The organism is Mycobacterium gallinarum (genome assembly GCF_010726765.1).
GTDB lineage: Bacteria > Actinomycetota > Actinomycetes > Mycobacteriales > Mycobacteriaceae > Mycobacterium > Mycobacterium gallinarum.
In genome coordinates, this window is record NZ_AP022601.1 from 4,722,798 (window position 1) to 4,748,878 (window position 26,081).

Sequence of the window (26,081 nt, forward strand, 5' to 3'; positions counted from 1 at the left end):
CGCGGCAGCGTGGCGATCGCGCTCGCTGCCGCCCGGTACCCTCACGCGCATGCCCGACGACGAGCCGGATGCCAACGAGCACGATTCCGCGATCTCCGGATATGGCATCGGCTCGGCGGTGGTCGGCGTGATCGCCATCGCCGCGGTCGTGCTCGCCGCGCTGATCTGGACGCAGCACCGCAGCGACGCCGCCGAACTGCGCTACCGCACGCAGGCCATGGAGGCCGCCGCCGACTGGACCACCGTGCTCATCAACATGAACTCCGACACCGTCGAGGCCAGCCTGGCCCAGCTACACGAGGGCACCGTCGGACAGCTCAACGCCGACTTCGACGCTTCGATCAAGCCGTACCGCGATTTGGTGCAGAAGCTGCAGGCCCGCACCACCGGCCAGGTCGACTCGGTCGCTGTCGAGTACGTGCACCACGAAGAGCCGGGCGCGCAGGGGCCGCCGCCCGCCTCCGATGTGTCGGTGTTCGCCTCACGCACCGACACCGTGATGGTGATCGCGACGTCGGTCAGTGAGAACGCGGGCAACGAGAAGCCCCAGACGGTTCGCTGGACGCTGCGGCTCGACGTCGCCGACGTGGACGGCAAGCCGATGATCTCCCGGCTGGAGTCGGTCCGATGAGGACCGCCTGGCGCATCGGTGCGTTCGACGTGGCGGCGCCGCTGGCCGCGATCGCGGCGTTGCTCTACATAGGCGTCGCGCTCGGCTGGCCGCTGTGGTGGGTTTCGGTCTGTTCGGTGCTGTGTCTGCTCATCGTCGAAGGCGTCGTGATCAACGTCGTGCTGGCTCGCAGGGACGGGGTCACCGTCGGCACGGATGACGACGGGCCGAGGCTGCGACTCGCGGTGGCAGGCACGGCGGCGGCGGCACTGGCGGCGGCCGTCGTCGTCGCCTACCTGAACTGGTCGGTGCCCGACCGCAACCTGGAAAACGACACCGCAGAAGTGGTCGACATCGCCAGCAGCGTCTCGGAGGCGTCGGCGACCTTCACCCCGCAGAGCCCCACCGCGTCGATCGACCGGGCCACCGCGATGATGTCGTCACAGGCCGCAGCGGAGTTCAAGAAGGAATTCGACTCTGTGGCAAAGGATTTGGCCAGCCGCAACGTCTCGGCGACGGCCAGTACCGTGTCAGCGGGCGTCGAGGCGATCGGTCCCGCGGCCGCCAGCGTCGCCGTGATACTGCACGGGTCGCAGAGCTCACCGGGCACCCCACCCGACACCGCGGTGCTCGCGTTGCGGGTCCGGCTGTCCAAGCAGGACGGCCGCTGGCTGGTCGACGACGTGTCGCCGATTCACTCCCGCTAGCCGAGCAGATTCGCGTGGTCCACCTTCAGGCAGCGGTCCATGACGACCTCGAGTCCGGCGGCGGCACCGTCGCGGGCGACCTCGTCATCCCATAGACCCTGTTGCAGCCAAAGCGTTTTGGCGCCGACGGCAATCGTCTCGGTAAGCACGGAGTGCAGATGTTCGCGGCGACGGAACACGTCGACCATGTCCGGAACCGCGGGAAGGTCCGCGAGCGACGGATAGACCTTGTCGCCGTCGATCTCGCTGATCGTCGGATTGACCAGGTACAGCTCGTAGTCACTGGCTGCCTTCAGATATTGCCAAACACCGTGACTGGGCCGCATCGGGTCATCGGAAACGCCGACGATCGCCACACTTCGGGTCTGGCGGAGAATGCGCTCGATATCCATCGGCGGCTAGTAGCTGAACGTGGTCGCGCCGTCGCCGATCCATTCCCAGAGTTGAACGGTGCCTCCGGGTTCGGCGCCGTCGATGAAGTTGTCGGCGTCGAGTTGCTTGGACTTGATGCAGATCGGGCAGACCAGATAGCGGCCGCCGGCTTTCGTGTAGCGCTCCATCAGCTCTTCCAGGGGTGGGCAGCCGTCGCAGGCCGTGCCCACGCCGACGCCGGGCACCATCAGACGGACGGCCTCCTTGGTAAGGAACATGAGCGTCGGCCGTCCGCTCTCGGCGGCACCGACGGCGACCAGAAATGCCACGGTGACTTTCTCGGCATCTTCGAGTCCGGTGGTGAGGCTGATGGCGGCTTTGTTGGCGCTGTTCATGCCGCCAGCCTAGGTCTTCAGTCGTGGCCCTCGCGGCGGGTCGAACGCATCTTGGCGAATCGATCGGAAAGCTTGCGCATGCGCACCATCAGCGACGCGGACGGACTCGTTTCACCGCGGAGGTAGGACGTGAAATCGTCGTTGGGCACACCGATGCGCGAGGCGAACTCCTGCTGGCCCAGACCCGACCTGTCGAGCATCGTCTGGATATGGCGCGCGACCTCGGCGCGCTCGTTGGCCTCGAGATGTTCGCGGGTGCGGTGCAGCACCTCGGCGAGCGCCTTGGAGACTCCGTACGGACGGGCGGTCTGCAGGACTTCCTCGACCTGGCGTGCGGTCCGGCCGAACGGGTCACGTTTGATGGCCGCGACGATGCGCTGCCACACCGCGAGGTCGTCGGTCTCCAGCGCCGCGCGGATCGCGGATGTAGGCCAGAACTCGACGGGCCGGTCATCCACCGGTGGACGGCGTCCTGGCGCGGGATCGGGCGAGGCAGGCTCGCGGCGCGAGGTGCCCCGGACGTCGGGAGTCACCGTCACCTCGCCTCCTCCAGCATGGCCACCGCCACCGAAAGGCAGCGTTCCTTCACCCTGGCCCAATCGGCCTCCGCCTGCGGGCCCGACATGCGGGTGTCGTGCTCGTCTGACGGTTGGGGGTCGGCCAGTCGGCGTACCAACTGGGTGGCCACCCATTGTTTTCTCGAATCCTGTCCACAGTAGTACCGGTCCATGCCGGCCAGCACGCTTGCGGCCGTACGAGTCTCCATCGCGTCGGCGAGTTCGGCAAACTCTGCGTAGTCCCGGGTGCTGTTTCGGCACATGATGAGGTAGCTCTGCAGTCGCAGCGTCTCGGCGCCCGTCGGGATCTGCAGGCGATCGCCCGTCGGCAGTTGCACATTCGTGGTCTCGACCGGGCTGCGCCGCTCCATGGGTGCCCGCTCGAAGGCGGACGCTTCGCTCAGCGCGTCCAGCGCCACCGACAGCCGGCCCCGCCACATCGTCACCGGATGCACCGGAAGCTCTGCGGTGAGCACCGCCTTGCCGCCTGCGCCGTTGCGGTGCGTGCCGTTGAGCCGGTCGGCGCTGCGCAACTGCTTGGCGGGCATACAGCCGCTGAACGCCAGCGGATCGGCGACGGTAACGGCTTGGGGTGCAAGGTTTTTCAGCTTGGCCGCCGACTTGACCACCATGCGCAGTTCCGAACCGGTAGGACCGAGAGACGAGAGGTCGTCGGGGATGATGATGAGGTCGGGAAGGTCGATCTTGGGCAGCGGCTTCTCGAAGTCGACCTCCGGCAGGATGCGGTCCAGCCAGCGCGGCAGCCACCAGTTCCACTCGTCGAACATCGCCATCAGCGCCGGCACCAGCACGAGGCGAACCACCGTGGCGTCGACGGCGATGGCCACCGCGCAGGCGACGCCGAGCTGGGCGACCAGCGGCATGCCCGCGAACGCGAATCCGATGAACACCGCGATCATGATCAGCGCGGCGCTGGTGATCGTGCGCGCGCTGGTGCTCACGCCGTACGCGACGGCGTCGCGGGTGTTGCCGGTCTGCAGGAAGCGCTCCCTGATGCGGGTCAGCAGGAAGATCTCGTAGTCCATCGAAAGGCCGAACGTCATCGCCAGGACCAGCGGCGGGATCGTGCTGTCCAGCGACGAGATCGGTTCGAAGCCCAGTGACTCCAGCCAGCCCCATTGGAAGACGGCCACCAGGCTGCCGTAGGCCGCCGCGACCGACAGCACGGTCATCAACACACCCTTGAGCGCCAGGAACACCGACCGGATGGCGATCAACAGCATTACAAACGCGATCAGCGCGACGAACGCGAACACCAGCGGCTGTTTGGCCGACACCTGGTCGTCGAAGTCCTTGATCAGTGCCGTCGGACCGCCGACGTCGATGCGGGCGTCGCCGAGCCCCGGCGTCGACGGCAGCTCCGCGCGCATCCAGTCGACGGTTTCGCGGGCACCCATGTCCTCCGGATCCACCGAGAGCACCGCGGACAGCAGCGCGTGCCGGTAATCCTCGCCGAACACCGCGGGCGCCACCGAAACAACGTTGGGCCCCTGGGCCATTCGCTGGCGCATCGAGTCCAGCAAGGGTTGTTTGGAGGGCGCTGATGCCGCGTTGCCGTCGGGGAAGCTGACCAACACCCGGACCGGTCCGAGCGCGCCGGGCCCGAGCGCCTCGGCCGCGGCGTTCACCCCGCCCCGGATCTCGTGGGTCGGCTCGAACTGACGCTGCATGCTGTTGCCGAGCACCATCGAGAACGCGGGTGCGGCGAGTGTCAGCAGCAGCGCCGACGCCCCGAGCGCCGCGATCCACGGGCGCCGCATCACCCAGCCCGTCCAGCGGGTCCAGAACCGCGACTGGGTGGTCTCCGGACGCCGCGACCAGTGCAGGTACGACGAGCGCTTGGCCGCTGCCTTGCCAAACGTCGCGAGGATGGCCGGCGTCAGCGTCGTCGACGTCAGCACCGCGACGGCCACCGCGAGGATCGCGCCGGTGGCCATCGAGACCAGCACCGGCGTTTGGATCAGGTAGATACCGGTCACCGAGGCGATCACCGTGAGGCCGGAAAGCACCACCGCCAGACCGGAGGTCGCCATGGCGGCGTCGGCCGCTTGTTCCGGATCGCGGCCCGACCGTAGCTCCTCGCGGAAGCGCATGAGGATGAACAGCGAATAGTCGATGGCCACGGCGATGCCGAACATCGACACCGTCGACGTCACGAACACCGACATCGTCGTGAACATCGACAACAGATAGACCAGTCCCATGGTCACGACGACGGTGCAGATGCCGAGCACCAGCGGCATCGCCGCGGCGGCCAGCGACCCGAACACCGCGAGCAGAACAATCAGGACGATCGGAAGGTTCCACTTCTCGGCCTGAGCGATGTCGTGTTTGGTGGCCTGGGTGGCCGCGGCACCGAGCGCGCCCTGGCCGATGACGTAGAGCTTGACCTTGCCGTTCTCGATCTCACCGGGTTCCTCGCCGTCGATACCGACCTTCTGGCGAAGTTTCTTGGCGACATCGACCGCGCCGGTGTTGTCGAAGTCCAACTGCAGCGTGACGACGTAGGGGCGGTCGGGTTGCGGCGCCGGCTGCTGGCGATTGGGCACCACCCGCACGCTGGGCACCTCGGCCGCGGCGCGTTCCAGGAAGGCGACCGCGTTGTCCATGTCGGCGAACGACGCGTCGGCGCGCGGCGAGGCCACCAATGCCAGCGGTGAGGCGCCCTGGTCAGGAAAGTTCTCTTCGAGCTCGCGCTGGACCCGCAGCGACTGCGAGCCTTCGACCTCAAAACCCCCGCCGGTGAGGTGACTGGACTGATTCAGCGCGAGATACACCGATGGCACCAGGAGAAGCAGCCATACAGCGAACACCGCCCAGCGGAATCTGCGCAGGGTGCTGCTCAAGCGCATCATGAACTGCTGGATGTCGAACTCCCCGCTTTCTCCCCCCGGAGTCGATCTGCCGACGACATTTGGCCCGGCGTTGCTAGCGTGAGCGTACAACAGCGTGTGCTATAGCGAGGATCCGCGAGAATCCTGCCAGCAACGCCTTAAGCAGCTCTAACCCTCTTCTTCGGTGCGCGCCCGATTCTGGTTACAGGCTGTCCGTCTGTTGCCCATGACGTGTGTTCTCGGTCGCTGAATTCGTATGCCCCGCGGACTCGGTGGCACTATGTAGTGGGCCGTTTCGGCCGGTATTGCGGTCGGGGATCGAGTGCCGCCTATGGCGGGCGTTTCGGGTGCGCCGAAACGTTCGCAAACCCATGAGGAGTGCATATGAGATCCATCACTGCTGCATCGCGCCGCGGGCTGTTCGCTATGTTCGCGGCCTCCGCCGTCGGCGGCGCCGCGGTGGTAGCGATGACGGTGTCGTCGTCGCCGGCGATGCCGTCAGCAACGGCGGCGCCGGACCCGTGCGCGGCCAGTGAAGTCGCCAGGACGATCGGTTCGGTCGCCACGTCGACGGGCAACTACCTCGATACGCATCCGCAGACCAACCAGGCGCTGACGAGTATCGCCAAACAGCAGGGTGGCCCGCAGTCGCTCGTCGCCGTGAAGACGTACTTCGATGCGAACCCGCAAGCGGCCAAGGACATGCAACAGCTGCAGCAGCCGCTGGCGACTCTGTCGAGCCGGTGCAAGCTTCCGCTGACCCTGCCGCAGATGATGGGTCTGATGCAGGCCGCCCAGCAGGCGGCACCGGGCCTTCCGAGTTTGCCAGGCGCCCAGCCAGGCTCCTCGGCTGCAGGTACCCCAGGTACGGGGTCACCGGCGCAGTCGCCGTCGGCGTCCCCCGTTTCGCAGGGCACCACATCGCTCCCCGGAGCAGCGATCGCAGGCTTGCCGTAGCCTGGGCCGACGCGCGGCTCTCCCTGGTAAGGCGATTGAGCTGCGAATTCAGACTTTCTTAAGATTCGTTGGCCGCAAGGCAGGAAAGTCTGTGCACATTCTGATTAGCTTTTGATGTCGGTAACCGACCATGGTTACCTCCTTTCCACTTCCGAAGAAGGAGCTTGTCCATGTTGCTCTCGGCCCGTACTGCCCGACGTGCGGTAGCTGGCGCGGTGGGCACCGGCGCGATCGCCGGTGCGATGTTCTTCGGCGCCATGCCTCTGGCTTCGGCGCAACCGGCACCTCCTCCGCCTCCTCCGCCGCCCAACTGCACCGCGGCCGACCTGGCCGGCGTGGCTTCGGGTGTCTCCGCGGCGACGTCTGCCTACCTGTTCGCGCATCCGGACGTGAACTGGTTCTTCACCAGCCTCGAAGGCGTGCCGCGCGATGAGGTGCGCGACGACGTTCAGCAGTACCTCGATCAGCATCCGCAGACCAAGGCGGACCTGACCGGTATCCGCCAGCCACTCGTCGACCTGAAGAATCGCTGCGGCGACACCAACGGCGACGGCATCGCCGACAGCTAAGTCTGCGTCCGGGTGCAACAGGAGCCATCCAAGGGGGAGGGCGCTGGCCGCACCGTCTTGATGGTCGACGACGATCCGGACGTCAGAACTTCGGTTGCGCGAGGTTTGCGCCATTCGGGGTTTGACGTCCGGGTCGCGGCGACCGGCAAAGAGGCCTTGCGGCTGTTATCGAATGAGTCGCACGACGCGCTTGTTCTCGACGTTCAAATGCCAGAACTCGACGGCGTCGCCGTCGTGACTGCGCTGCGCGCACTCGGGAACGAGATCCCGATCTGTGTGTTGTCCGCGCGGGACACCGTCAACGACCGGATCGCGGGGCTGGAAGCCGGCGCTGACGACTATCTGACGAAGCCGTTCGATCTGGGTGAATTGGTCGCGCGTCTGCACGCGCTGTTGCGTCGGGCAGGCCATTCCGACCAGCAATCCGACACGATGACCGTCGGCCCGTTGACGATCGACACCGCGCGACGGCTGGTGTTCACCGGCGGTGAGCGGGTCAATCTGACCAAACGCGAATTCGATCTGCTCGCCGTGCTGGCCGAGAACGCCGGCGTCGTGCTGAGCCGGCAGCGGTTGCTCGAACTGGTGTGGGGTTACGACTTCGACGTCGACACGAACGTGGCCGACGTCTTCATCTCCTATCTGCGACGCAAGCTCGAGCGCGAGGACCTGCCTCGGGTGATTCACACGGTTCGCGGGATCGGTTATGTCCTGCGGGACGAGCCGTAACGGGTGAGACTTCCGCGGTTCCTGCGATCCGCGTCGCTGCGCACCAGAGTTGCCGTCGCGTCGGCAGCCGCAGCGGCCGCGGTGGTCGCGGTGTTCACGATCGCGACGTCGGTGGTTCTCGCGAATAACGATGCGGCACAACTGGATCGCCGACTCGATTCGATCATCGACGCCAGTATGCGTCCCGAACAGCTACAGGATCCGCGCCGCGGAGTGCTGACGACAGGACGGTCCGAATCCACCGGACAGGTGGTGTTCCAGCGGGGCTTCCAGTTGCCGCCGCTGCCGCCGGGCACCGACACGGTGGAAGTCAACGGGGTCGAGTACCGGGTACGCACGCTGCCCGTCGACCAGCCCGACGGCGTCTTGATGTCGATCGGTATCCGCGCCGACAGCATCCTGTTGAGCGCCTCCAGAATTCCGCTGTACGCCGCGGCGGGCCTGCTCACGGTGCTGATCGCCGCGCTGCTGGGATGGATGCTGGCGGGCCCAGCGATCCGGCCGCTGCGCAAGCTGACCGAACACACCAAGCAGTTGCGCCGGGGCAGCGAGGAGATGCCCAAGGTGCATGGGGCGCGGGAAGCCGAAGACCTCTCCGAGGCGATGTCGGCGATGCTGAGTCGACTGACGGCCGCGCAGCGGGCGACCACCAACTCGCTGCAGGCCGCCCAGGATTTCGCGGCCAACGCCGCCCACGAGCTGCGAACGCCGCTGACGGCGATGCGCGCCGATCTGGACACGCTGCGAATCCACGACCTCCCCGCCGAGGAGCGCGACGAGGTGGTGGCCGACCTGTCCCGGGCACAGCGACGGGTGGAGGCGATCATCACCGCGCTGGGGCAACTGGCGTCAGGTCAACTGGCGCAGGCCGAAGATCGCGAACTCATCGACATCACCGACATGCTCGACCGGGTAGCCCGGGAGAACATGCGCCTGCGCGATGACGTCGAGATCGTCGTCGAGGCGAAGGACGACCTCGGTGTCATCTGGGGCTGGCCGAGCGGTCTGCGGCTGGCCGTCGACAACCTGGTGCGCAACGCGATCCAGCACGGCCAGGCGACGCGGATCGTGCTGGAGGCACTGCGGGAGCGCGACGAGATCGTCATCATCGTGGACGACAACGGCCGCGGTCTGCCCGTCGAGGAGCACAAGGCCGTTCTCGGCCGATTCTCCCGCGGCACCACCGCGGCGCCGGGCGGCTCCGGGCTCGGCCTCGCGCTCGTGGCGCAGCAGGCGGCGCTGCATCGCGGCAGCATCGAGCTGAGCGACGGGCCGCTCGGCGGGTTGCGCGCGACCCTGACCGTGTCAGCCGCGACTGAGCAGGGCGACCCCGGCACGCCAGCCCAGTAACAGGAGGGCCGTCGAAAGTGACGCCACAACAATGAAACTCGGTGCCACTCCGGCGGAGGTGAGTTTGCGCAGCAGCATGCCCACCACCACGGTGCACAACCACACCGCCACGCCGGTGGGCACCAGTGCGGCCGGACGCTGCCAGGCCCTCGACAACAGCCAGCCGGTGAGCGTGCCGACCAGGAAAGGCCAGGCCGTCTCGGCGATGCCGGAAAGGGTCAACCCTTCGGCGTGACTGCGCCGGCCGATCGTGCAGAAGACGACGACGCAGACGACGTCGGTCGCCAACGCGGTCAATGCGGGGCGGGTCTGTCCGGCGCTATCGATCGGCATAGGTCATCACGTCCAGTTCCATTGGCATGACGCTGTTTTCGTCACGCGCGGTGAATCCGGGTTGCATCGGTGCGGGTTTACCGTCGAACAGCACATTCAGGTTGCTCGCCGGTTCGGAGACCCTCGAGTCGAGCCGGAATCTGGAGAACACGAACGGAAGGCCGTTCGAGCGCAAGGGATCCGGTGAGCTCATGACATGGAAGTGCAGATGCGGTGCATCGCTGTTGCCGGTGTTGCCGACCGCGCCGATCACTTGGCCGGCGGTGAGGCGGTCGCCGACTGCTACTTTGACCGCGCCCGTCTTGATGTGGGCGTACAGCGCATAGTTGCCGTTCCCGAGATCCTGGACGATGTGGTTTCCGGCGTACTGGTTCAACTCCAGTCCAGTGGGGCTCGCACCGGGGATCTGCTCGGGCATCCCGTCGACGGCCGCGATGACCGGACCGTCGGATACGGCGCGGATGTCAGCGCCGAAGTAGGAGTAGCTGTCCAGCTTCGAACGGTCACCGGAGAACAGCGTTCCGTCCGGCCGAAGCTGGACATAGTCGATCGCGTACCGCTCGGCGGCCCACAGTTGGCCGTCGATCGGGTTGAGCGCCATCCGGTGTGCGCTGGTGCCGCAGCAGCCGTCGCCGTTCAGCCAGTCCGGTCCTGACAGCGGCGGCGAGATCGCTATCGGCTTGCGGGACTCTACCGCCGTCGGGGCGATGTCGATGGTCATGGTCGCTCCGAACAGCGGCGGCTTCGGGTCGGGCAGCGACAGGCTGATGGCGTGCACCAACTGCTCCGGTACAGCGGCATCCTTCTCCAGCGCGACGTCGAGCCAAACGACGGCGGTCTGCGCGGGTCCGATTTTCGTTGTCGGCGTAGGGTTTCCGACGACGCGAGTCCTGTCGGCGAGCCGCTCGCCGACCAGCTTGAGCAGCGAGACGTCGCGGTCCAGCGCGGCCAGCGAGGTGAGTGTCACCTCTTGGGAGAGCACATTGGTCAGCTGAACCTCATAGGCCAGGTGCACGCGGCCATCGGTCGCCGGCACGGGGATCGGCGGGGCCAGCACGCTGCCGATCAACGGGGTGACCACCGGCTGTTCGGGCCCGCGGATCGGCCCGGCATTGGTGGTCGGGGAGGTCGATGTCGTCGACGGCGCCGGTGGCGCGGACGAGGACGAGCAGCCGGCGGCCAGCAGCAGCGAGACAGCGAAAAGTGCAGGGACAGCGAGGGTTCGCATGGGCGAGGTGACTACCTTCTACGAGTCGGGTTCGGCGTCGGGATCGAGCTCGGCCTCGGTGCGGAACATGAAGAAGAACACCACCCAGCCGATGGCGGCGATGAAGATCCAGCTGACCATCCGATAGATGAGCATGGCGGAAATCGCTGAGGCCAAGGTCATTCCGCTGGAGACCAGGCCCGGCACCAGCACCGCCTCGACCACCAGTAGTCCACCGGGCATCAGCGGGATCGATCCGACGGCGCGGGCGGCGACGTAGGCGACCACGACACCGAGCAGCGACGGCTTTCCGCCTGCGGCGAAGCACGCGAAGAGCAGCGTGCCCACACCGGTGACGAGCGTCATCATCGACCACACGAACGCCACGCCGAGCTGGCGCCTGGTCAGGTTCACCGACTCGAGCTGGGCCAGGGTTTCGCGCCACTTGGCAAGCCCTTTGTCCGCCGGTTTGGCGCGCACATAGTTGACCCACGACAGCACTCGCACACCGATACCGTCGAGCAGGTCCGGCCGCGACGCGACGGCCTGGGCCAGCACGATCAACATGATGAACCCGGCGAGGGTGAAGATCAACGAGAACGGATTGTGTTTCGCGCCAAGGAAGAAGGCGCTACCGATCCCGAGCAGCGTCAGGCTGATGACTTGCAGTGCACCCGACATCACCAACTGCCATGACGCGATCACCGGGCTGGCGCCCCACCTGCGCTGCTGGCGGTAGATGAACGTCGCCGACAGCACGGGGCCGCCGGGCAACGTGGTGCTCAGCGAGTTGCCCGCGTAGAACGCCGCCTGCGAGCGCCATTGGTGTACGGGCACGCACGCCGAGCGCAGCAGCTTGCGCTGAATGTCTCCGAAGAAGTGCATCGACGCCATCGCCGCGCCCACCGCGGCCAGCACCCACCACCAGTTCGCGGAGTACAGGCTGCGCCAGGCGTTGGCGAGCTGGTCGCGTACCAGCGTCAGTTCGACGGACAGCACGACGACGGCCACGGCGATGATCGCCCACCGCAGCCACCAGTACTTGCCGCGCGCGGGGCGGTCCTGACCGCGGGACTCGCGCGCCGGCGCGTCGTGCGACACGCCCTACAGGGTAAAGCGTGAGGTGGCGGTTTCCCGAGATACCGGGTCTGCGCGGGGCGGGCCGTTACGCTGGCGGGATGTCCGCGGGTCTATCTGACGCAGACCAGGCGGTCAGCCCGCTGGTCCGTAAGGCCGCGGCGTGGTCGTGGCGGCTGCTGGTCATCGGGGCCGCGGTCGTCGCGGTGCTCTGGGTGGTCCAGCGTCTCGAGTTGATCGTCGTGCCGGTCGCCCTGGCGACGATGGTGGCGGCGCTGCTGTTGCCCGCGGTCGACTTCCTTGATCGCCTTGGCGTTCCGCGTGGCGTCGCGGTCGCATTGATGCTGCTGTCTGGTATCGCGGTCGTAGGCGGCATCCTCACTTTCGTCGTCAGCCAGTTCGTCGAGGGTTTGCCCGACCTTGCCGAGCAGGTCGGCCAGAGCATCGAGGGTCTGGGTAACTGGCTGTCCAGCGGCCCGCTGCATGTCGGCGGCGACCAGATCAAGCAGGCCCGCGAGACCGCCCTCGAGGCGCTGCGTGACAACCAGGAGAAGGTGACCAGCGGCGCGCTGTCGACGGCGGGCACACTCACCGAAATCGTCACCGGCGCGCTGCTCGTGCTTTTCACCCTGATCTTCCTGCTGCACGGTGGCCGCAACATCTTCGGGTTCCTTACGAAGATCTTCCCCGAGAACGTGCAGCCGCGCGTCCATGAGGCCGGCCGGGCGGGGTTCCGGTCGCTCATCGGCTATGTGCGCGCGACGTTCCTGGTGGCGCTCGTCGACGCGGTGGGTATCGGCACCGGCCTGGCCATCATGGGCATTCCGCTGGCACTTCCGTTGGCGTCGTTGGTGTTTCTCGGTGCGTTCATCCCCCTGGTCGGTGCGGTGGTCGCCGGATTTCTGGCCGTCATCGTCGCGCTGATCGCCAAAGGCTTGATCTATGCACTCATCACCCTCGGCCTGATCATCGCCGTCCAGCAGCTCGAGGGGCATGTGTTGCAGCCGCTGGTGATGGGTCGTGCGGTGTCGATCCATCCGCTGGCTGTCGTGCTGGCCATCGCCGCGGGTGGCATCACGGCGGGCATCGTCGGGGCACTACTCGCGGTGCCCGCGGTCGCCTTCCTCAACAGTGCGGCGAGGGTGCTGCTCGCCAGGGATCCCGCGGCGGAGGAGGCCGCGCAGGCCACCGGGGACGAAGCCGTCATCCAGGCGACCCCGGATGACATCGGGGACAGCGGCAAGGACTAGATCTGGTGTAACCGGACGGCGAGATTTACAGCGGAATCGCGCCCTGGGGTTACACACGCGGGGATGTCAGCGTCCCTGTGCAGAATCCGGCCATGAATCAACCTTTTGTGGGCAGTGCAGCGACGGCTGCCGGAGCGCTGACGCGCCACGCGCTGCGCCGCGATTTCATCGCGCTGCACAAGGACCTATACCTGGACAAGAACACGCCGGTCACCCCCGTCAGTCGGGCCAAGGCGGCTTGGCTGAGGTCCCGACGCCGTGGCGTTCTTGCTGGCCTGTCGGCATCTGCGTTGCATGGCGCGCGGTGGATCGACGCGAGCTCGCCCGCAGCGATCATCGACACCAATCGCAGGCGTGCTGAAGGCGTCACCGCGTGGGCTGACTCCATCGAGAGCGACGAGATCTGCGTTGTCGACGGTATGCAGGTGACCAATCCGGCGAGAACCGCCCTCGACCTCGCGTGTCGTTACCCGGTCGACTCGGCGGTCGCCGCGATCGACGTGCTCGCCCGGGCGACCCGCGTGAAGATGGCCGATGTCGAGTTGTTGGCCGATCGGTATCGCGGCCGCCACGGCATCCCGAAGGCACGCAACCTTTGGAACTCGTCGACGCGGGCGCGGAATCGCCGCGGGAAACGTGGCTACGCCTGGTTCTCATCCGCAACGAATTTCCCCGCCCCACAACACAAATACCCGTGTACGACGGTTACGGCACACTCGTCGCCGAACTCGACATGGGCTGGGAGGACATCAAGGTGGCGGCCGAGTACGAAGGCGACCACCACAGGAGCGACCCCGAGGTGTTCAACAAAGGCATCAGACGGCATGACGATCTCACCGGCCTTGGCTGGCTCGTCGTACGAGTCACCAAACGGGACACCGAAGGTGCCGTCATCGGCCGGGTCGCCACCGCCTTCGCGCGTCGCGGGGTGTAACCGAACGGCGAGATTTCAGGCGAAATCGCGCCCTGGGGTTACACACGCCGACGCGCCCTACATCCGCCCTTCGCGGCGCAGCAGATCCGCGGCGCTCACTCCGCCGCCACGCCGCTTCGGCTGCTCTTCGGCGGCGGCGTTGAGCTTCTCGGTGGCGGTGTCTGAATCCTCGGCGCGTTGAGCGGGAATCGCGGTCGTCGCTGCGTCGTCGGGCTGCGCTTGAGGCTGCGCCCTGCCTTGCGGCGGGGGCACCGGACCCTGGCTTTCCGGTGCGGCCGCACCCGGCATCTTGCGGGTGGACGCGGTCGACGGGCGGCCCCGTGCCTCGGTGGCCGGCCTTCTGCTGGGCGGCGGCGCCGGCTGACCGGCAGGCGCGCCGGTGCCGCGCAGTTCGCCGAGCCACGACTCGATCTCGCGTTCTTCCCGCGGGGGCGGGGGACCGGCGGCCCCGCGGGTGGCGGACGCGGCATTGTGCACGGCGTTGCGTACCGCGTCCCGTGCGGTCGACAGGCGCGTGGTCTGCGGTTCGTCTGCCTGCGGGCGTCCGGCCGGCATGCGCGTCGTCCCCGTGCTCGATGGCGCATTCGTCCGTGGCGGCGCGGCGGCCCGGCTGGCAGCGCCGGGACGCGATGCGCCCTCGGCCGCCGGATGTGTGGGATCGTGCGGCGGGCGGGGACGGGCGGGCGCCGGTGCGCCGGCACCCACCAGAGCTTCGGGGTTCTCGACGGATTCGCGCACCGCGGGCCGCCTGCGCTCGTCGGGCAGCTCGGTCTCACCGAGGCCGAGGCGTTCCTGGATCCGTTTCATCCAGCGCGGCGCCCACCAGCAGTCGTCGCCGAGCAGCTTCATGATCGCGGGCACGAGGAACATACGGACGATGGTGGCGTCTAGCAGCAGGGCGATCAGCAGGCCGAACGCGAGGTACTTCATCATCACGAGGTCGGAGAACACGAACGCACCCGCGACGACCGCGAGAACCAGTGCGGCGCCGGTGATCAGCCGGCCCGTGGTGGCTGTACCGATGCGGATCGCCTCGGCGGTGGACATGCCACGTTCGCGGGCCTCCACCATTCGGGACACCAGGAATACCTCGTAGTCGGTGGACAGACCCCAGATCACCGCGATGATCAGACCGATCATCGGAGCCATCAGCGGCTGTGGTGTGTAGTTCATCAGGCCGGAGCCGTGGCCGTCGACGAACATCCACGTCAGCACGCCCATCGTGGAGCCGAGCGTGAGCGCGCTCATCACCGCGGCCTTGATCGGCAACACCACCGAACCGAATGCCAGGAACATCAGGATGGTCGTGGTGACGATCAGGATGGTCACCATCAACGGCAGCTTGTCGAACAGGGCGTGGATGCTGTCCTGCTCCAGCGCGGGGGTACCGCCGACGGAGATCGTGAGTCCACGAGGCGGGGAGATCGAGCGCAGCTCGTCGACCTTCTTCGCGGCGTCGTTGCGGTCGATCAAGCCGTTCTGGATGACGCGCACGGACGGATCGGTGGACTCCCCGCCGCGGGCCTGCCACATCTTGGCGGGATCGCCATCGGGCTCGATGAACCCGGGGACCGTCATGGCCTTACTGCGGATCTCTGCGACCTGCTGGTCGGTGACCGGCTGGCCGTCGGTGTTCTCGATCACCAACGTCAGCGGTTCGGTGCGGAATCCGGGGAAGGTCTTGTCGAAGTTCTCCTGCGCCGAGCGGACCGAGTTGTCGGGCGGCAGGTACTTCTCGCTGATGCCGCCGAGCGCCAGCTGCCCCAGCGGGATGACGAGCACGATCATGGCGATCGCGATGGGTGCGGCGAAGGCGACGGGCCGCTTCATCACGACGTTGACGAGCTTGCCCCAGAAGCCCTTCTCGACCTCGGCGCGCGTCTTGGTCTTCTGCGTCTTCTCGGCGAGCCAATTCAGCCACCACACGATCGGGGTGCGGGCCAGCGGGACATAGCGCGCGAGCACGACGCCGAAGACAACCACGGCGACGAAGATGACGATGCCCATCAACACCCAGTAGAGGGCGGTGCCGAGGGTGTCCTTCGAAGCCGAGATGGCGTAGGCGAGACCGCCCAGCAGGGTGATGTAACCGAGCGTGAGGCCGATGAGCGCAAACTGCGCGCCCTGCTCACCGGTCTCCCTGATGCGCTTGCGCGCCAAATGTCCGAGCGCGATACCCACCGGCGGGAGCAGCAGGCCGGTCGGGATCGAGGCGATCGCGAACGTATTGGTGCGCGGGTTGCCCGGGTCGGACCTGATGGTGTCCGGCTCGGCGAACTTCATCAGCCAGCGCACGCCGAGGGCGTCGACCCGTGAGCCGAGAATGGCGAGCGCGGCCGGCAGCACGGTGATCGACAGGATCGCCGCGAGCATGACCGACGCGATGATCGCGTAGGTGATCGACTTCAGGAAGCCCTGCGGGAACAGCAACAGCGGCACCGAGGACGCCACGAGGATGACCGCCGAGAACATGATGGTGCGCCCCGACGTCATCACCGAGCGGCGTACGGCAGCCTCGGTGTCGTAGCCCTCGGCGATCTCCTCGCGGAACCGGCTCACCATGAAGAGGCCGTAGTCGACCGCGATACCGAGACCCATGAGCGTGACCACGGGTTGGGCGAAGAAGTGCACCGGCATGAACTCGGCGAGCAGCCGCATGATGCCAAGTGCGCCCGCGATGGTCAGACCACCGATGATGCCCGGAAGGGCGGCCGCGACCACGCCGCCGAAGACGAAGAACAGCACGACACAGACCAGCGGGATGGCGGCCACCTCGGCGCGCTTCTGGTCCTCGCCGATGGTGCCGGTGAGCTCGCTGGCCAGCGGTTGCAGGCCGGCGAGCTGGATGTTGCCGTCGTTGACCTCGCGCAGGTCGGGCTCGATCGCCTGGTAGTTCTTCAGGATCGTGTCGTCGTCATCGCCCTTGAGCGGGACGCTGATGAACGTCGTCGACATGTCCGACGTCTTCATCTGCTGGACCGTCGGGTCGTCGCTGTTGGGGGCACGCAGCCAGCCCACCCAGCCGACCATCTTGTCCTCGTGGTCGGCGACGAGCTGGTTGAGCTCGTCGGTGACCTTCTTCATCCACTCGGGGTCGTCGACCTTCTTGCCGTCGGGCGGCGTGAGTATCGCCACCACGTGGCTCGTTCGGTCACGCCCGTAAGCCTCGTCGGCGGTTACCGAGGCATGGACAGACTGGCTGCCCTCGTCATAGAAGCCGCTCTGCGTGACGTTCTCGCCCAGACTGATGCCGAACACGCCGCCACCGAGACACAGTGCAACCATGACGCCGATGACGGAGTACCGAAACCGGTACACCATCCGACCCCACCAGGCGAACACCTAAGCTCCTAACACTTACAAATCTTCAAGGCGCGACGTCGCGCGGTTCAGTTGTTGACGCGCGAGGTCAGTAGCGATGACAGCGGCCGGAACGGCTGCAGCCAAGCCCCCTGTTCGGGCAGCGAATCGAGGCCGATCCGCGGCAATGGCTCCCGGAAAACACCAGGAATGTCCTCCAGGTCGACGAACACCAAGGTATCCGACGCTAGCGCCCAGCTCGCATGTTCGCGAAATCCGAGCACCTGCACAGGCACGCCGTCGCGGGCGATTTCCTCCAACGGCTGTTTGAACGCCTGACCGTCGGCCGAAGCCACCAGCACACCGGCCAGTCCCTCACTCCTGCGAAGCGCGATGTGATTGAGCATGTCGATGTCGACGTCACTGTCCTCATCGATCTTCGGCTTCGCGAACACCGCGAAACCGACGTTACGCAATGCCTCCACCCAAGGTCGAACCACATCGGCGCTACCAGGGGCGATGTTCGTGAACACCGTCGCTTCGGGCTCCAGCGAGACATCGGGCCGCGTGGCCGACAGCTCGGCTGTGCGCGACAGCAGCCAGCGTCCCAGCGCGTCGAACCGGGGCCGGTGTGCCGCGGTGGGGCGACCGCCGAGGATCGAGCCGAGGCCCATGTCCAGGTTCGGCGCATCCCAGACCAGCAGCACCCGGCCGGTCGCAGCGGGTGTGTCGGACACCTCAGCGATCTGTGTCATGTCTTCGGTGAGGCTCATTCGGCCTTCTCCCAGAGCAGTTCGGTCACGACGGGGCCGGCGAGAGCCTTGCGCTCGTACTTCGTCACCGGCCGATCGACCGATATGGGAAGGGCGTCCTCGGCGCCCACGCGGCGCAACCGCGGTTCGGCGTCACCCACCTCGGCGATGTGTTCGGCGTAACCCATGTGGTCCGTCGCGGCGTGCAGCACACCGCCGGGCCGCAACCGGTCGGCGATCAGCGCCATGGTCGCGGGCTGCAGCAGCCTGCGCTTGTGGTGGCGCGCCTTGGGCCACGGGTCGGGGAAGAAGACCCGCACCCCGGTCAGCGAGTCCGCCCCGAACATGTACTGCAGGACGTCGACGCCGTCGCCGCGGACCAGGCGGATATTACGGACGCGTTCCCGGTCGATACCGGACAGCAGTTGTGCCAGCCCGCGACGGTAGACCTCGACGGCAACCACATCGATGTCCGGTTCTGCCTGGGCCATCGCCAGTGTCGAGGTGCCCGCTCCGCAGCCGATCTCGACGACGATCGGCGCCGTGCGCCCGAACCACGCCTCGATGTCCAACGCGGGAACCGGGCCGTCGCCGTCGCGGGCGTGCATGCCCAACTCAGGCCAGAGCCGGTCCCACGTGGCCTGCTGTGCACTGCTCAGCGTCGTCCGGCGGGTTCTGAAGCTGGTCACCCGGGGATGCAGATGTGACGGGGGTGGTGCCCCGACATCCGCCGGCTGAGCCGGCAGTTCGGCAGGGGCTGGCTGAGCCGGCAGTTCGGCAGGGGCCGGCTGAGCCGGCAGTTCGGCAGGGGCCGGCTGAGCCGGCAGTCCCACACCCCCGCTACCCGAAAGCATCCGTCCATGGTCGCTCACAAAGGGGGGAGTACCCGCATCGTGGTACAGATTGATACCCAACAGTTGCCTTCGACTGCTAGGCCTCGACTGCGGGCTGCCGGTTTACCCCCAACCGCCACAACTACCGCTCGCGACATGCCTGTGGAGATGCCAGCATCGTGGGTGGGGAGCGGGGCCACCGACCGTGGAATTCCGTGGGGAACATGGAGGCTGCTGAGATTTTCGTTGACGTCTTGACGCAATTCGCTGAGCAGAGTCGCAATCCGCGGTTGGCGCCGATCATTCGGCGGTCCGGTGCGCCGGTACGCGTTGCCGTGTGCGGTCGTCGTGGTGTCGGGCGGAGCACGGTGGCGGCCGCGCTGGCCGACGCGGGCGTTGCGGTGACGGCGGACGTCGCCGACATCACGGTGCTCGTCGTCGCCGAAACCCTCAAGCCAGAGGATCTGATCGTGGCGAACCGTTCGGACCGGCCGACGGTGGTCATCTTGAACAAGGCGGATCTGAGCGCGTTCGGTGACGCCGGGCCCATGGCGACCGCGCAGCGCCATGCCACCGCCCTGCGCGCGCTGACGGATGCGCCCACCGTGCCGGTGGTGGGTCTGCTGGCCCGCGCCGAGCTGGACGACGAACTGATGACCGCATTGCAGACGCTGGTGGATGCCCCCGCGAACCTCACGTCGACCGACGCCTTCGTGCACTCCGAGCATCCGCTGTCATCGGAGATCAGGAATCGCCTGCTCGACGCGCTGGACCGGTTCGGTATCGCCCACGCGGTGCTGGCCGTCGAAGGCGGCGCCGACCTCGCAGCAGTCCGGGTGTTGCTGCGCCGAACAAGCCGGATCGATGAGGCGGTCGCGCAGGTGACGGCGTCCGGCGCGGCGATCCGGTATCGGCGGGTCCGCGCGGGGATCGACGAATTATGCTCGCTTGCAATGCGAGCCGGCGATCAACAGCTAGCTGATTTCCTCGTCACCGACGACGTGGTGCTGGCCGTGATGGGCGCCGCCGTGGAGGCGGTGGAGGCCGACGGCATGCACGTCGACCGTGGTGACGATTCCGCCGCGCATCGCAGGCGTGCCGTGCACTGGCGGCGGTACGGCTGCGGCCCGGTCCACGCCGCGCATCGGAGGTATTCGGCCGATATCTGCCGAGGCTCTCTGCGTTTGCTCGGGCGGTCTCGGTGACCAGCGAGAGCACCGATACACAGGCCGGGGAGCGCAGCGATCCGATCGCCGCGGCCGACGCCGTGGTTGCCGCGATCGAACCGGGTCTGACGTCGCCCGGTGTTCAGGGCCGCGACGTCGTGTTGGTGGTGGGCCCGTGGCTGGCCGGCACCACCAGCCTGATCGCAACGTTGCGAGAACAGCTGCCCGAGCACACGTTCGTCGAATCCGAAGACCTGCACCCGGCGCACGCTCCGGCGGCGGTCGTTTTCACCGTGTCCGCGATCGCGCCGATGACGGAATCCGACTGTGCGCTGATCGATTTGGCCAGCAGGCACACCGACCTGGTGATTGGTGTGGTGTCGAAGATCGATGCGCACCGCCACTGGCGCGAGGTACTGGCTGCAAATCGTGAGTTGCTGACGCAACGCGCGCCGAACTACGCCCAGGTGCAGTGGGTGGGTGCCGCGGCCGCCCCCGATCTGGGTCCGCCCCGCATCGACGAGCTCGTCGGCCTGCTACGGCAGCGGCTGTCCGATCCCGATGTCGCGCGCCGAAACAGGCTGCGCGCGTGGGAAACCCGACTGCTGGGTGACATCGCACACTACCGGGCCGACGGTGACGGAACGGACCGGCGGGCCCGGGTGAGCGCACTGCACTCCAAGCGCGACGACATCCTGAGCCGCCGACGGCTGTCGAAGTCCGAACGCGCGATCGCGCTGCGCAGCCAACTGCAGCAGGCCCGTGTGCAGCTGGGGCACTTCGCCCGTAACCGCTGCACGTCCGTGCGCAGTGAACTGGCCGAGGACGCCGCACAGTTGACCCGCCTCAAGATCGGCGCGTTCGAATCGCGTGTGCGGGCCCGCATGCACGAGGTCGTCGACGAGGTGGAGGAGGGCATCACCGATCAGCTGACGGACGTGGCGACGGAGGTGGGCCTACCTGTGCCGCCGGCCGCCGCATCGCCGTCCACACCGGAGATCCCCGCACCGCCACTCACGTCGCGTCGGCAGGAAACCCAGTTGATGATGATCCTGGGCGCCGGCTTCGGGCTTGGGGTGGCGCTCGTGGTGACCCGGCTGTTCGCCGGGCTGGCACCCGGGATGACCGTCGCGGGACTTGCGGCAGGAGGCATCGTCGGGCTGGTGCTGACGGTGTGGGTGGTCGGCATTCGCGGGCTGCTGCACGATCGAGGGGTGCTTGACCGCTGGATCAGCGACGCCGTCAACGTGTTGCGGTCCGCGGTGGAGGAACGGGTTGCCACTCGGGTCCTGGTCGCCGAGACGGCGCTTACCTCCGAGCTCGCCCATCGCGACGAGGTGGAGGGCGCCACCGCCGCCGGTCGGGTTGCCGAGATCGACGCCGAACTGCGCGACCACGCGCTGCAGACGGCCAAGGCGGCTAAGGCCAGGGACCGCCGGCTGCCCCCGCTGCTGGCGGCTGTGGACGCCGTCCGGGCCGAGCTATACGGAAAAACCGCGACGAGCTGAATCGATACACCGCGCACATACCTTCTGAGCGGGCCTTCTGAATCGTTCCTGTGAGTGATCGGACATAGATCCGATTTACCGCGGGTATGTCACCCGCGTTAACCTCTGTATTACAGGGACGACCGAGACGCGCTGTCTTTTATTGGTACACGCTCCTCAGTCCCGGGTCCTGGCAGAAACGCATACGCAGCAAGATTGCAGGAGACACACAATGACCGCAGCGACCATTCCAGGTCTGGACACCGCACCGACGAAGCATGAGGGGCTGCTCGCCTGGGTCCAGGAGGTCGCCGAACTCACGCAGCCCGACCGGGTCGTGTTTGCCGACGGGTCCGAGGAAGAGGCTGCGAAGCTGACGGCGCAACTCGTCGAGGCTGGCACCTTCAGGAAGCTCGACGACAAGAAGAAGCCGAACTCGTATCTTGCGCTGTCGGATCCGTCCGACGTGGCGCGCGTCGAGTCGCGCACCTACATCTGCAGCGAGCGCGAGGTCGACGCGGGTCCGACCAACAACTGGATGGACCCGACCGAGATGCGCGGCATCATGACGGACCTGTACCGCGGTTGCATGCGCGGCCGCACCATGTACGTGGTGCCGTTCTGCATGGGCCCGCTCGGCGCCGAAGACCCCAAGCTCGGCGTGGAGCTCACCGACTCGGAGTACGTCGTGCTCTCGATGCGCACGATGACCCGGATGGGCCAGGCGGCGCTGGACAAGATGGGCACCGACGGCTTCTTCGTCAAATGTCTGCACTCGGTCGGTGCGCCGCTGGAAGCCGGCCAGGCCGACGTGCCGTGGCCCTGCAACGACACGAAATACATCACCCACTTCCCCGAGACCCGCGAGATCTGGAGCTACGGCTCGGGTTACGGCGGCAACGCGCTGCTCGGCAAGAAGTGCTACTCGCTGCGTATCGCGTCGGCGATGGCCCACGACGAGGGCTGGCTGGCCGAGCACATGCTGATCCTCAAGCTGATCTCGCCGGAGAACAAGGCGTACTTCATCGCCGCGGCGTTCCCGTCGGCATGCGGCAAGACCAACCTGGCGATGCTGCAGCCGACGATCCCCGGCTGGCGCGCAGAGACCGTCGGCGACGACATCGCCTGGATGCGGTTCGGCAAGGACGGCCGGCTGTACGCCGTCAATCCGGAGTTCGGCTTCTTCGGCGTCGCGCCGGGCACCAACTGGGACTCGAACCCCAATGCGATGAAGACGATCGAGGCGGGCAACACCGTCTTCACCAACGTCGCGCTGACCGACGACAACGACGTGTGGTGGGAAGGCCTGGAAGGCGAACCCGACCACCTGATCGACTGGAAGGGCAACGACTGGATTCTGCGTGAGACGGAAACCAAGGCGGCCCACCCGAACTCCCGCTACTGCACCCCGATCTCGCAGTGCCCGACGCTGGCGCCCGAGTGGGACGATCCGCAGGGTGTGCCGATCTCGGCGATCCTGTTCGGTGGCCGCCGCAAGACGACGGTGCCGCTGATCACCGAGGCCCGCGACTGGCAGCACGGTGTGTTCATCGGCGCCACGCTCGGCTCCGAGCAGACGGCCGCCGCAGAGGGCAAGGTCGGCACCGTGCGTCGCGACCCGATGGCGATGTTGCCGTTCCTCGGCTACAACGTGGGTGACTACTTCCAGCACTGGATCAACATCGGCAAGAACGCCGACGAGTCCAAGATGCCGAAGGTGTTCTTCGTCAACTGGTTCCGCCGTGCCGACGACGGCCGCTTCCTGTGGCCGGGCTTCGGTGAGAACAGCCGCGTGCTCAAGTGGGCCATCGAGCGCATCGAGCACAAGGCCGACGGTAAGAGCACGCCGATCGGCATCGTGCCGACCGCCGCGGACATGGACCTCGAGGGCCTCGATGTCGATGCTGCTGACGTCGACCTGGCGCTCGCGGTGAACGCCGATGAGTGGCGGCAAGAGGTGCCGCTGATCGAGGAGTGGTTCGAGTTCGTCGGCGAGAAGCTGCCCACCGGCATCAAGGACGAGTTCGACGCCCTCAAGCATCGCCTCGCCGAAGCCGAGTAGTTCGTTTCTGCGCTGAAGCCCCCGCTCGCCGGCGGGGGCTTTCGCGTTCCCCAGTCCCCTACTTGCGTGTGGGCCCATGCGCTGTGGGCCCACCGGACCCACTTGACACCTGTCAAGATCCCACGTCGTAGAGTCGGCGCATGCAGATTCGCGAGCATGCCGAGGCCACCCCCGACAGGCCGGCCGTCATCATCCATCCGGCCGGAACGATCGTCACATTCAAGGAGCTGGAGGAGCGGGCCAACCGGCTGGCTCACCACTTCCGCGAGGCCGGCCTGGTCGAAGGTGACACCGTCGCGGTGCTCATGGAGAACAACGAGCATCTGCCGACGGCGATGTGGGCCGCGCGCCGCAGCGGCCTGTACTACACCGTGATCAGCACCCACCTCACCCCGCCCGAGGTGGCCTACATCATCGACAACAGCGGCGCGAAGGCCATGCTCGGATCGCGTGCGACGCGCAAGGTCTGCGAAGGGTTGGCCGAGCTGGGCGCACTGCCGGACCTGCTGCTGATCGCCGACGACGACCTCGACGGCTGGCAGCGCTACCCGGAGTGTGTGGCGGACCGGCCGAGCACACCCATCGACGACGAGATCGAGGGCGATCTGCTGCAGTACTCGTCGGGAACGACGGGCCGTCCCAAGGGAATTCGCCGAGAGCTCACCCACGCCAAACCTGCCGACGCACCGAACCTGGTGTCCGCGCTGCTGATGGCCATCCAGATGAGCCCGGAGTCCGTATACCTGAGTCCGGCGCCGCTGTACCACACGGCGCCGTGTCTCTGGTCGATGAGCGCGCAGGCGATGGGCGTGACGACGGTGATCATGTCGAAGTTCGACCCGGAATCGGCGCTGGACGCCATCCAGCGGTACCGAGTGACCAGCGGCCAGTTCGTCCCGGCGATGTTCGTGCGGATGCTCAAACTCCCTGAGGACGTACGCAATTCGTACGATCTGTCGAGCCTGCACCGCGTGGTGCACGCCGCCGCACCGTGCCCCGTCGACATCAAGAAACAGATGATCGACTGGTGGGGCCCGATCGTCGACGAGTACTACTCGTCATCCGAAGGCGCGGGCATCACCTTCATCTCCGCCGAGGAATGGCTGAAACGCCCTGGCTCCGTTGGCAAGCCGCTGCTCGGTGTGGCGCACGTCCTCGATGACGAGGGCAACGACGTCCCGCCCGGTCAGGCGGGGCAGATCTACTTCGACCTGGGCGTCGTGCCGTTCGTCTATCACAAGGATCCTGAGAAGACCGCCGAGTCACGAGACAGGCACGGCTGGGTGACAGTCGGCGACGTCGGTTACGTCGACGACGAGGGCTACATGTTCCTCACCGACCGCAAGCACCACATGATCATCTCCGGTGGCGTCAACATCTATCCGCAGGAAGCGGAGAACATGTTGATCACCCACCCGAAGGTGCTCGACGCGGCCGTGTTCGGCATCCCCGACGACGAGATGGGCCAGAGCGTCAAGGGCGTCGTCCAGACGGTCGACCCCGCCGACGCGAGCGAGGCGTTCGGTGACGAGCTACTGACCTGGCTGCGCGAGCGGCTGGCGCACTACAAGTGTCCGCGGTCGATCTCCTTCGAGGCGCAGCTGCCGCGCACCGAAACCGGCAAGATGTTCAAGCAGGAGCTGATAAAGAAGTACTCGTGAAGCAGGTGGAACTCGCCTCGGGTGTGGTCGTCGCGATCGGATTCCCATCGGAGGACGCGACTTTCACACTGACCGAGCAGGACGCCGACGATCGCCGCGCCGTGACCGTCGGCTCGATACCCGACGTTCTCGACGACTTGCGTGCGCGTTGCCTGCGCTGGCCGCAGGCCGCCGCGATCTGCAGCGATGTACTACGTGCGTTCGACCCCGGCGCGCCCGCGTTCGCCGGCGTCGTCACCGAATCGCTCGCCTACTCGACGCTGCAGTCCGGACCCGAATTCGCGCGCTGGCTGGGGGAGCGGGGACCGGCGCGACCAGCGAATCTGCCGGACCCGGTACAGGCTGAGCGCGTCGAGGACAGCCTCTACGTGCGGTTCAACCGGGGGCAGCGGCACAACGCCTTCTCGACCGACGCGCGGGCGGCGCTACTGGAAGCACTCGAGGTGGCTCGCCTCGATCCATCGGTCACCGATGTCGTGCTGTCGGGCAATGGTCCGTCGTTCTGCAGCGGCGGCGATCTCGCCGAGTTCGGCACGTTCGACGATCCGGCCAGTGCCCATCTCGCCCGCACCCGGCACAGCCCGGCGCTGGTGCTCGATGAATTGACGGCCAGGTTGGGCACGCACTGCCGCGCCGAGGTGCACGGTCAGGTACTGGGCAGCGGGTTGGAGATGGCCGCCTTCTGCGGCTGGGTCCGGTCGCGCCCGGATGCGGTCTTCGGTCTGCCGGAGCTGAGCCTGGGGCTGATTCCCGGAGCGGGCGGCACCGTCAGCATTGCCCGCAGGATCGGGCGCTGGCGGACGGCCTATCTGGTGCTGAGCGGGCAGACCATCGATGCGCCGACCGCGCTGCAGTGGGGCCTGATCGACGAAATCCTGTGAATTCGGCGCGCAAACGCACCGCAGCGGTTGATCAGCG

22 protein-coding genes and 1 pseudogene are annotated in these 26,081 nt (G+C 67.0%); 13 read left to right on the forward strand and 10 right to left on the reverse strand.

Annotated elements, in window-relative coordinates; genetic code table 11:
- Positions 1 to 49 precede the first annotated feature (49 nt).
- Entirely contained in the window at positions 50 to 631 is a 582-nt protein-coding gene (locus tag G6N42_RS23330) for a hypothetical protein (protein ID WP_163733515.1), read from the forward strand.
- Positions 628 to 1,317, forward strand: coding sequence for a hypothetical protein (locus tag G6N42_RS23335; protein ID WP_163733518.1), 690 nt, complete (start codon positions 628 to 630; stop codon positions 1,315 to 1,317). Before G6N42_RS23330 ends, G6N42_RS23335 begins: the two co-directional genes overlap by 4 nt.
- On the opposite strand, the gene G6N42_RS23340 is transcribed toward G6N42_RS23335, so the two are convergent.
- The 4 genes from G6N42_RS23340 to G6N42_RS23355 are packed head-to-tail and all read right to left on the reverse strand — an operon-like array spanning position 1,314 to position 5,517.
- The gene (locus G6N42_RS23340) at positions 1,314 to 1,709 is read right to left on the reverse strand and encodes a CoA-binding protein (RefSeq protein WP_163733521.1); all 396 of its coding nucleotides are present in this window, start codon (positions 1,707 to 1,709) and stop codon (positions 1,314 to 1,316) included. The two genes, G6N42_RS23335 and G6N42_RS23340, sit on opposite strands and share 4 nt — an antisense overlap.
- A 6-nt stretch (positions 1,710 to 1,715) precedes the next feature.
- Entirely contained in the window at positions 1,716 to 2,084 is a 369-nt protein-coding gene (locus G6N42_RS23345) for a DsrE family protein (RefSeq protein ID WP_163733524.1), read from the reverse strand.
- 17 nt (positions 2,085 to 2,101) lie between these two features.
- A complete protein-coding gene (locus G6N42_RS23350; RefSeq protein WP_174262141.1) occupies positions 2,102 to 2,623 on the reverse strand; it encodes a helix-turn-helix domain-containing protein in 522 nt (173 codons plus the stop codon).
- On the reverse strand, positions 2,620 to 5,517 hold the full coding sequence (locus G6N42_RS23355; protein ID WP_163733529.1) for an MMPL family transporter: 2,898 nt from the start codon (positions 5,515 to 5,517) through the stop codon (positions 2,620 to 2,622). The genes G6N42_RS23350 and G6N42_RS23355 overlap by 4 nt, the downstream gene beginning before the upstream one ends.
- Positions 5,518 to 5,880: 363 nt before the next feature.
- Between G6N42_RS23355 and G6N42_RS23360 the strand changes: the two genes are divergently transcribed.
- The 4 genes from G6N42_RS23360 (at position 5,881) to G6N42_RS23375 (ending at position 9,101) form a co-directional block, all read left to right on the forward strand.
- Positions 5,881 to 6,453 carry a hemophore gene (locus G6N42_RS23360; protein WP_163733532.1) on the forward strand — a complete coding sequence of 191 codons (573 nt, stop codon included), beginning with the start codon at positions 5,881 to 5,883 and terminating at the stop codon, positions 6,451 to 6,453.
- A gap of 170 nt (positions 6,454 to 6,623) precedes the next feature.
- The gene (locus G6N42_RS23365; protein ID WP_163733535.1) at positions 6,624 to 7,022 is read left to right on the forward strand and encodes a heme-binding protein; all 399 of its coding nucleotides are present in this window, start codon (positions 6,624 to 6,626) and stop codon (positions 7,020 to 7,022) included.
- A gap of 60 nt (positions 7,023 to 7,082) precedes the next feature.
- Positions 7,083 to 7,751 (forward strand): response regulator transcription factor, encoded by a 669-nt coding sequence (locus G6N42_RS23370; protein WP_174262285.1) that lies wholly within the window; start codon positions 7,083 to 7,085, stop codon positions 7,749 to 7,751.
- Between the two features lie 3 nt (positions 7,752 to 7,754).
- Entirely contained in the window at positions 7,755 to 9,101 is a 1,347-nt protein-coding gene (locus G6N42_RS23375) for a sensor histidine kinase (protein WP_163733542.1), read from the forward strand.
- On the opposite strand, the gene G6N42_RS23380 is transcribed toward G6N42_RS23375, so the two are convergent.
- From G6N42_RS23380 to G6N42_RS23390, 3 genes are read right to left on the reverse strand one after another with little or no spacing between them, the layout of a single operon-like run.
- A complete protein-coding gene (locus G6N42_RS23380) occupies positions 9,057 to 9,434 on the reverse strand; it encodes a DUF3054 domain-containing protein (protein WP_163733545.1) in 378 nt (125 codons plus the stop codon). The genes G6N42_RS23375 and G6N42_RS23380 overlap by 45 nt on opposite strands.
- Entirely contained in the window at positions 9,421 to 10,662 is a 1,242-nt protein-coding gene (locus G6N42_RS23385; RefSeq protein WP_163733548.1) for a M23 family metallopeptidase, read from the reverse strand. The genes G6N42_RS23380 and G6N42_RS23385 overlap by 14 nt, the downstream gene beginning before the upstream one ends.
- A gap of 18 nt (positions 10,663 to 10,680) precedes the next feature.
- Positions 10,681 to 11,742 (reverse strand): lysylphosphatidylglycerol synthase transmembrane domain-containing protein, encoded by a 1,062-nt coding sequence (locus G6N42_RS23390; RefSeq protein ID WP_163733551.1) that lies wholly within the window; start codon positions 11,740 to 11,742, stop codon positions 10,681 to 10,683.
- A 77-nt stretch (positions 11,743 to 11,819) separates the two neighbouring features.
- On the opposite strand from G6N42_RS23390, the gene G6N42_RS23395 reads away from it, so the two are divergent.
- Both G6N42_RS23395 and G6N42_RS23400 read left to right on the forward strand, forming a co-directional pair.
- Positions 11,820 to 12,968, forward strand: coding sequence for an AI-2E family transporter (locus G6N42_RS23395; RefSeq protein WP_163733554.1), 1,149 nt, complete (start codon positions 11,820 to 11,822; stop codon positions 12,966 to 12,968).
- A gap of 92 nt (positions 12,969 to 13,060) precedes the next feature.
- Positions 13,061 to 13,902, forward strand: a pseudogene (locus tag G6N42_RS23400) (type IV toxin-antitoxin system AbiEi family antitoxin).
- A 57-nt stretch (positions 13,903 to 13,959) separates the two neighbouring features.
- Here the strand turns inward: G6N42_RS23400 and G6N42_RS23405 are convergent.
- Genes G6N42_RS23405 through trmB form a run of 3 tightly spaced genes read right to left on the reverse strand, consistent with a single transcriptional unit; the run spans position 13,960 to position 18,808 of the window.
- On the reverse strand, positions 13,960 to 17,244 hold the full coding sequence (locus G6N42_RS23405; RefSeq protein WP_163733557.1) for an MMPL family transporter: 3,285 nt from the start codon (positions 17,242 to 17,244) through the stop codon (positions 13,960 to 13,962).
- 47 nt (positions 17,245 to 17,291) lie between these two features.
- Positions 17,292 to 17,975, reverse strand: coding sequence for an NYN domain-containing protein (locus G6N42_RS23410; RefSeq protein ID WP_163733560.1), 684 nt, complete (start codon positions 17,973 to 17,975; stop codon positions 17,292 to 17,294).
- Positions 17,972 to 18,808 (reverse strand): tRNA (guanosine(46)-N7)-methyltransferase TrmB, encoded by an 837-nt coding sequence (trmB, locus tag G6N42_RS23415; protein WP_163738042.1) that lies wholly within the window; start codon positions 18,806 to 18,808, stop codon positions 17,972 to 17,974. The genes G6N42_RS23410 and trmB overlap by 4 nt, the downstream gene beginning before the upstream one ends.
- Before the next feature lie 203 nt (positions 18,809 to 19,011).
- Between trmB and G6N42_RS23420 the strand changes: the two genes are divergently transcribed.
- The 5 genes from G6N42_RS23420 (at position 19,012) to G6N42_RS23440 (ending at position 26,044) form a co-directional block, all read left to right on the forward strand.
- On the forward strand, positions 19,012 to 19,992 hold the full coding sequence (locus G6N42_RS23420) for a tRNA modification GTPase (protein ID WP_174262142.1): 981 nt from the start codon (positions 19,012 to 19,014) through the stop codon (positions 19,990 to 19,992).
- Complete coding sequence (locus tag G6N42_RS23425) at positions 19,989 to 21,461, forward strand: hypothetical protein (RefSeq protein WP_163733562.1); 1,473 nt, start codon at positions 19,989 to 19,991, stop codon at positions 21,459 to 21,461. The genes G6N42_RS23420 and G6N42_RS23425 overlap by 4 nt, the downstream gene beginning before the upstream one ends.
- Before the next feature lie 211 nt (positions 21,462 to 21,672).
- Positions 21,673 to 23,502 carry a phosphoenolpyruvate carboxykinase (GTP) gene (locus G6N42_RS23430; RefSeq protein ID WP_163733565.1) on the forward strand — a complete coding sequence of 610 codons (1,830 nt, stop codon included), beginning with the start codon at positions 21,673 to 21,675 and terminating at the stop codon, positions 23,500 to 23,502.
- 140 nt (positions 23,503 to 23,642) lie between these two features.
- Entirely contained in the window at positions 23,643 to 25,163 is a 1,521-nt protein-coding gene (gene fadD4 / locus G6N42_RS23435; RefSeq protein WP_163733568.1) for a fatty-acid--CoA ligase FadD4, read from the forward strand.
- Positions 25,160 to 26,044 carry an enoyl-CoA hydratase/isomerase family protein gene (locus tag G6N42_RS23440; RefSeq protein ID WP_163733571.1) on the forward strand — a complete coding sequence of 295 codons (885 nt, stop codon included), beginning with the start codon at positions 25,160 to 25,162 and terminating at the stop codon, positions 26,042 to 26,044. Before fadD4 ends, G6N42_RS23440 begins: the two co-directional genes overlap by 4 nt.
- The last annotated feature ends 37 nt before the right edge of the window (positions 26,045 to 26,081 follow it).

Coding starts and splice junctions, on each gene's coding strand:
- G6N42_RS23430 (WP_163733565.1), top strand. CDS start 21,673: ATGACCGCAGCGACCATTCCAGGTCTGGACACCGCACCGACGAAGCAT.
- G6N42_RS23370 (WP_174262285.1), top strand. CDS start 7,083: ATGGTCGACGACGATCCGGACGTCAGAACTTCGGTTGCGCGAGGTTTG.
- G6N42_RS23420 (WP_174262142.1), top strand. CDS start 19,012: ATGGAGGCTGCTGAGATTTTCGTTGACGTCTTGACGCAATTCGCTGAG.
- G6N42_RS23335 (WP_163733518.1), top strand. CDS start 628: ATGAGGACCGCCTGGCGCATCGGTGCGTTCGACGTGGCGGCGCCGCTG.
- G6N42_RS23380 (WP_163733545.1), bottom strand. CDS start 9,434: ATGCCGATCGATAGCGCCGGACAGACCCGCCCCGCATTGACCGCGTTG.
- G6N42_RS23385 (WP_163733548.1), bottom strand. CDS start 10,662: ATGCGAACCCTCGCTGTCCCTGCACTTTTCGCTGTCTCGCTGCTGCTG.
- G6N42_RS23330 (WP_163733515.1), top strand. CDS start 50: ATGCCCGACGACGAGCCGGATGCCAACGAGCACGATTCCGCGATCTCC.
- G6N42_RS23340 (WP_163733521.1), bottom strand. CDS start 1,709: ATGGATATCGAGCGCATTCTCCGCCAGACCCGAAGTGTGGCGATCGTC.
- trmB (WP_163738042.1), bottom strand. CDS start 18,808: ATGCTTTCGGGTAGCGGGGGTGTGGGACTGCCGGCTCAGCCGGCCCCT.
- G6N42_RS23395 (WP_163733554.1), top strand. CDS start 11,820: ATGTCCGCGGGTCTATCTGACGCAGACCAGGCGGTCAGCCCGCTGGTC.
- G6N42_RS23360 (WP_163733532.1), top strand. CDS start 5,881: ATGAGATCCATCACTGCTGCATCGCGCCGCGGGCTGTTCGCTATGTTC.
- G6N42_RS23355 (WP_163733529.1), bottom strand. CDS start 5,517: ATGATGCGCTTGAGCAGCACCCTGCGCAGATTCCGCTGGGCGGTGTTC.
- fadD4 (WP_163733568.1), top strand. CDS start 23,643: ATGCAGATTCGCGAGCATGCCGAGGCCACCCCCGACAGGCCGGCCGTC.
- G6N42_RS23410 (WP_163733560.1), bottom strand. CDS start 17,975: ATGAGCCTCACCGAAGACATGACACAGATCGCTGAGGTGTCCGACACA.
- G6N42_RS23365 (WP_163733535.1), top strand. CDS start 6,624: ATGTTGCTCTCGGCCCGTACTGCCCGACGTGCGGTAGCTGGCGCGGTG.
- G6N42_RS23345 (WP_163733524.1), bottom strand. CDS start 2,084: ATGAACAGCGCCAACAAAGCCGCCATCAGCCTCACCACCGGACTCGAA.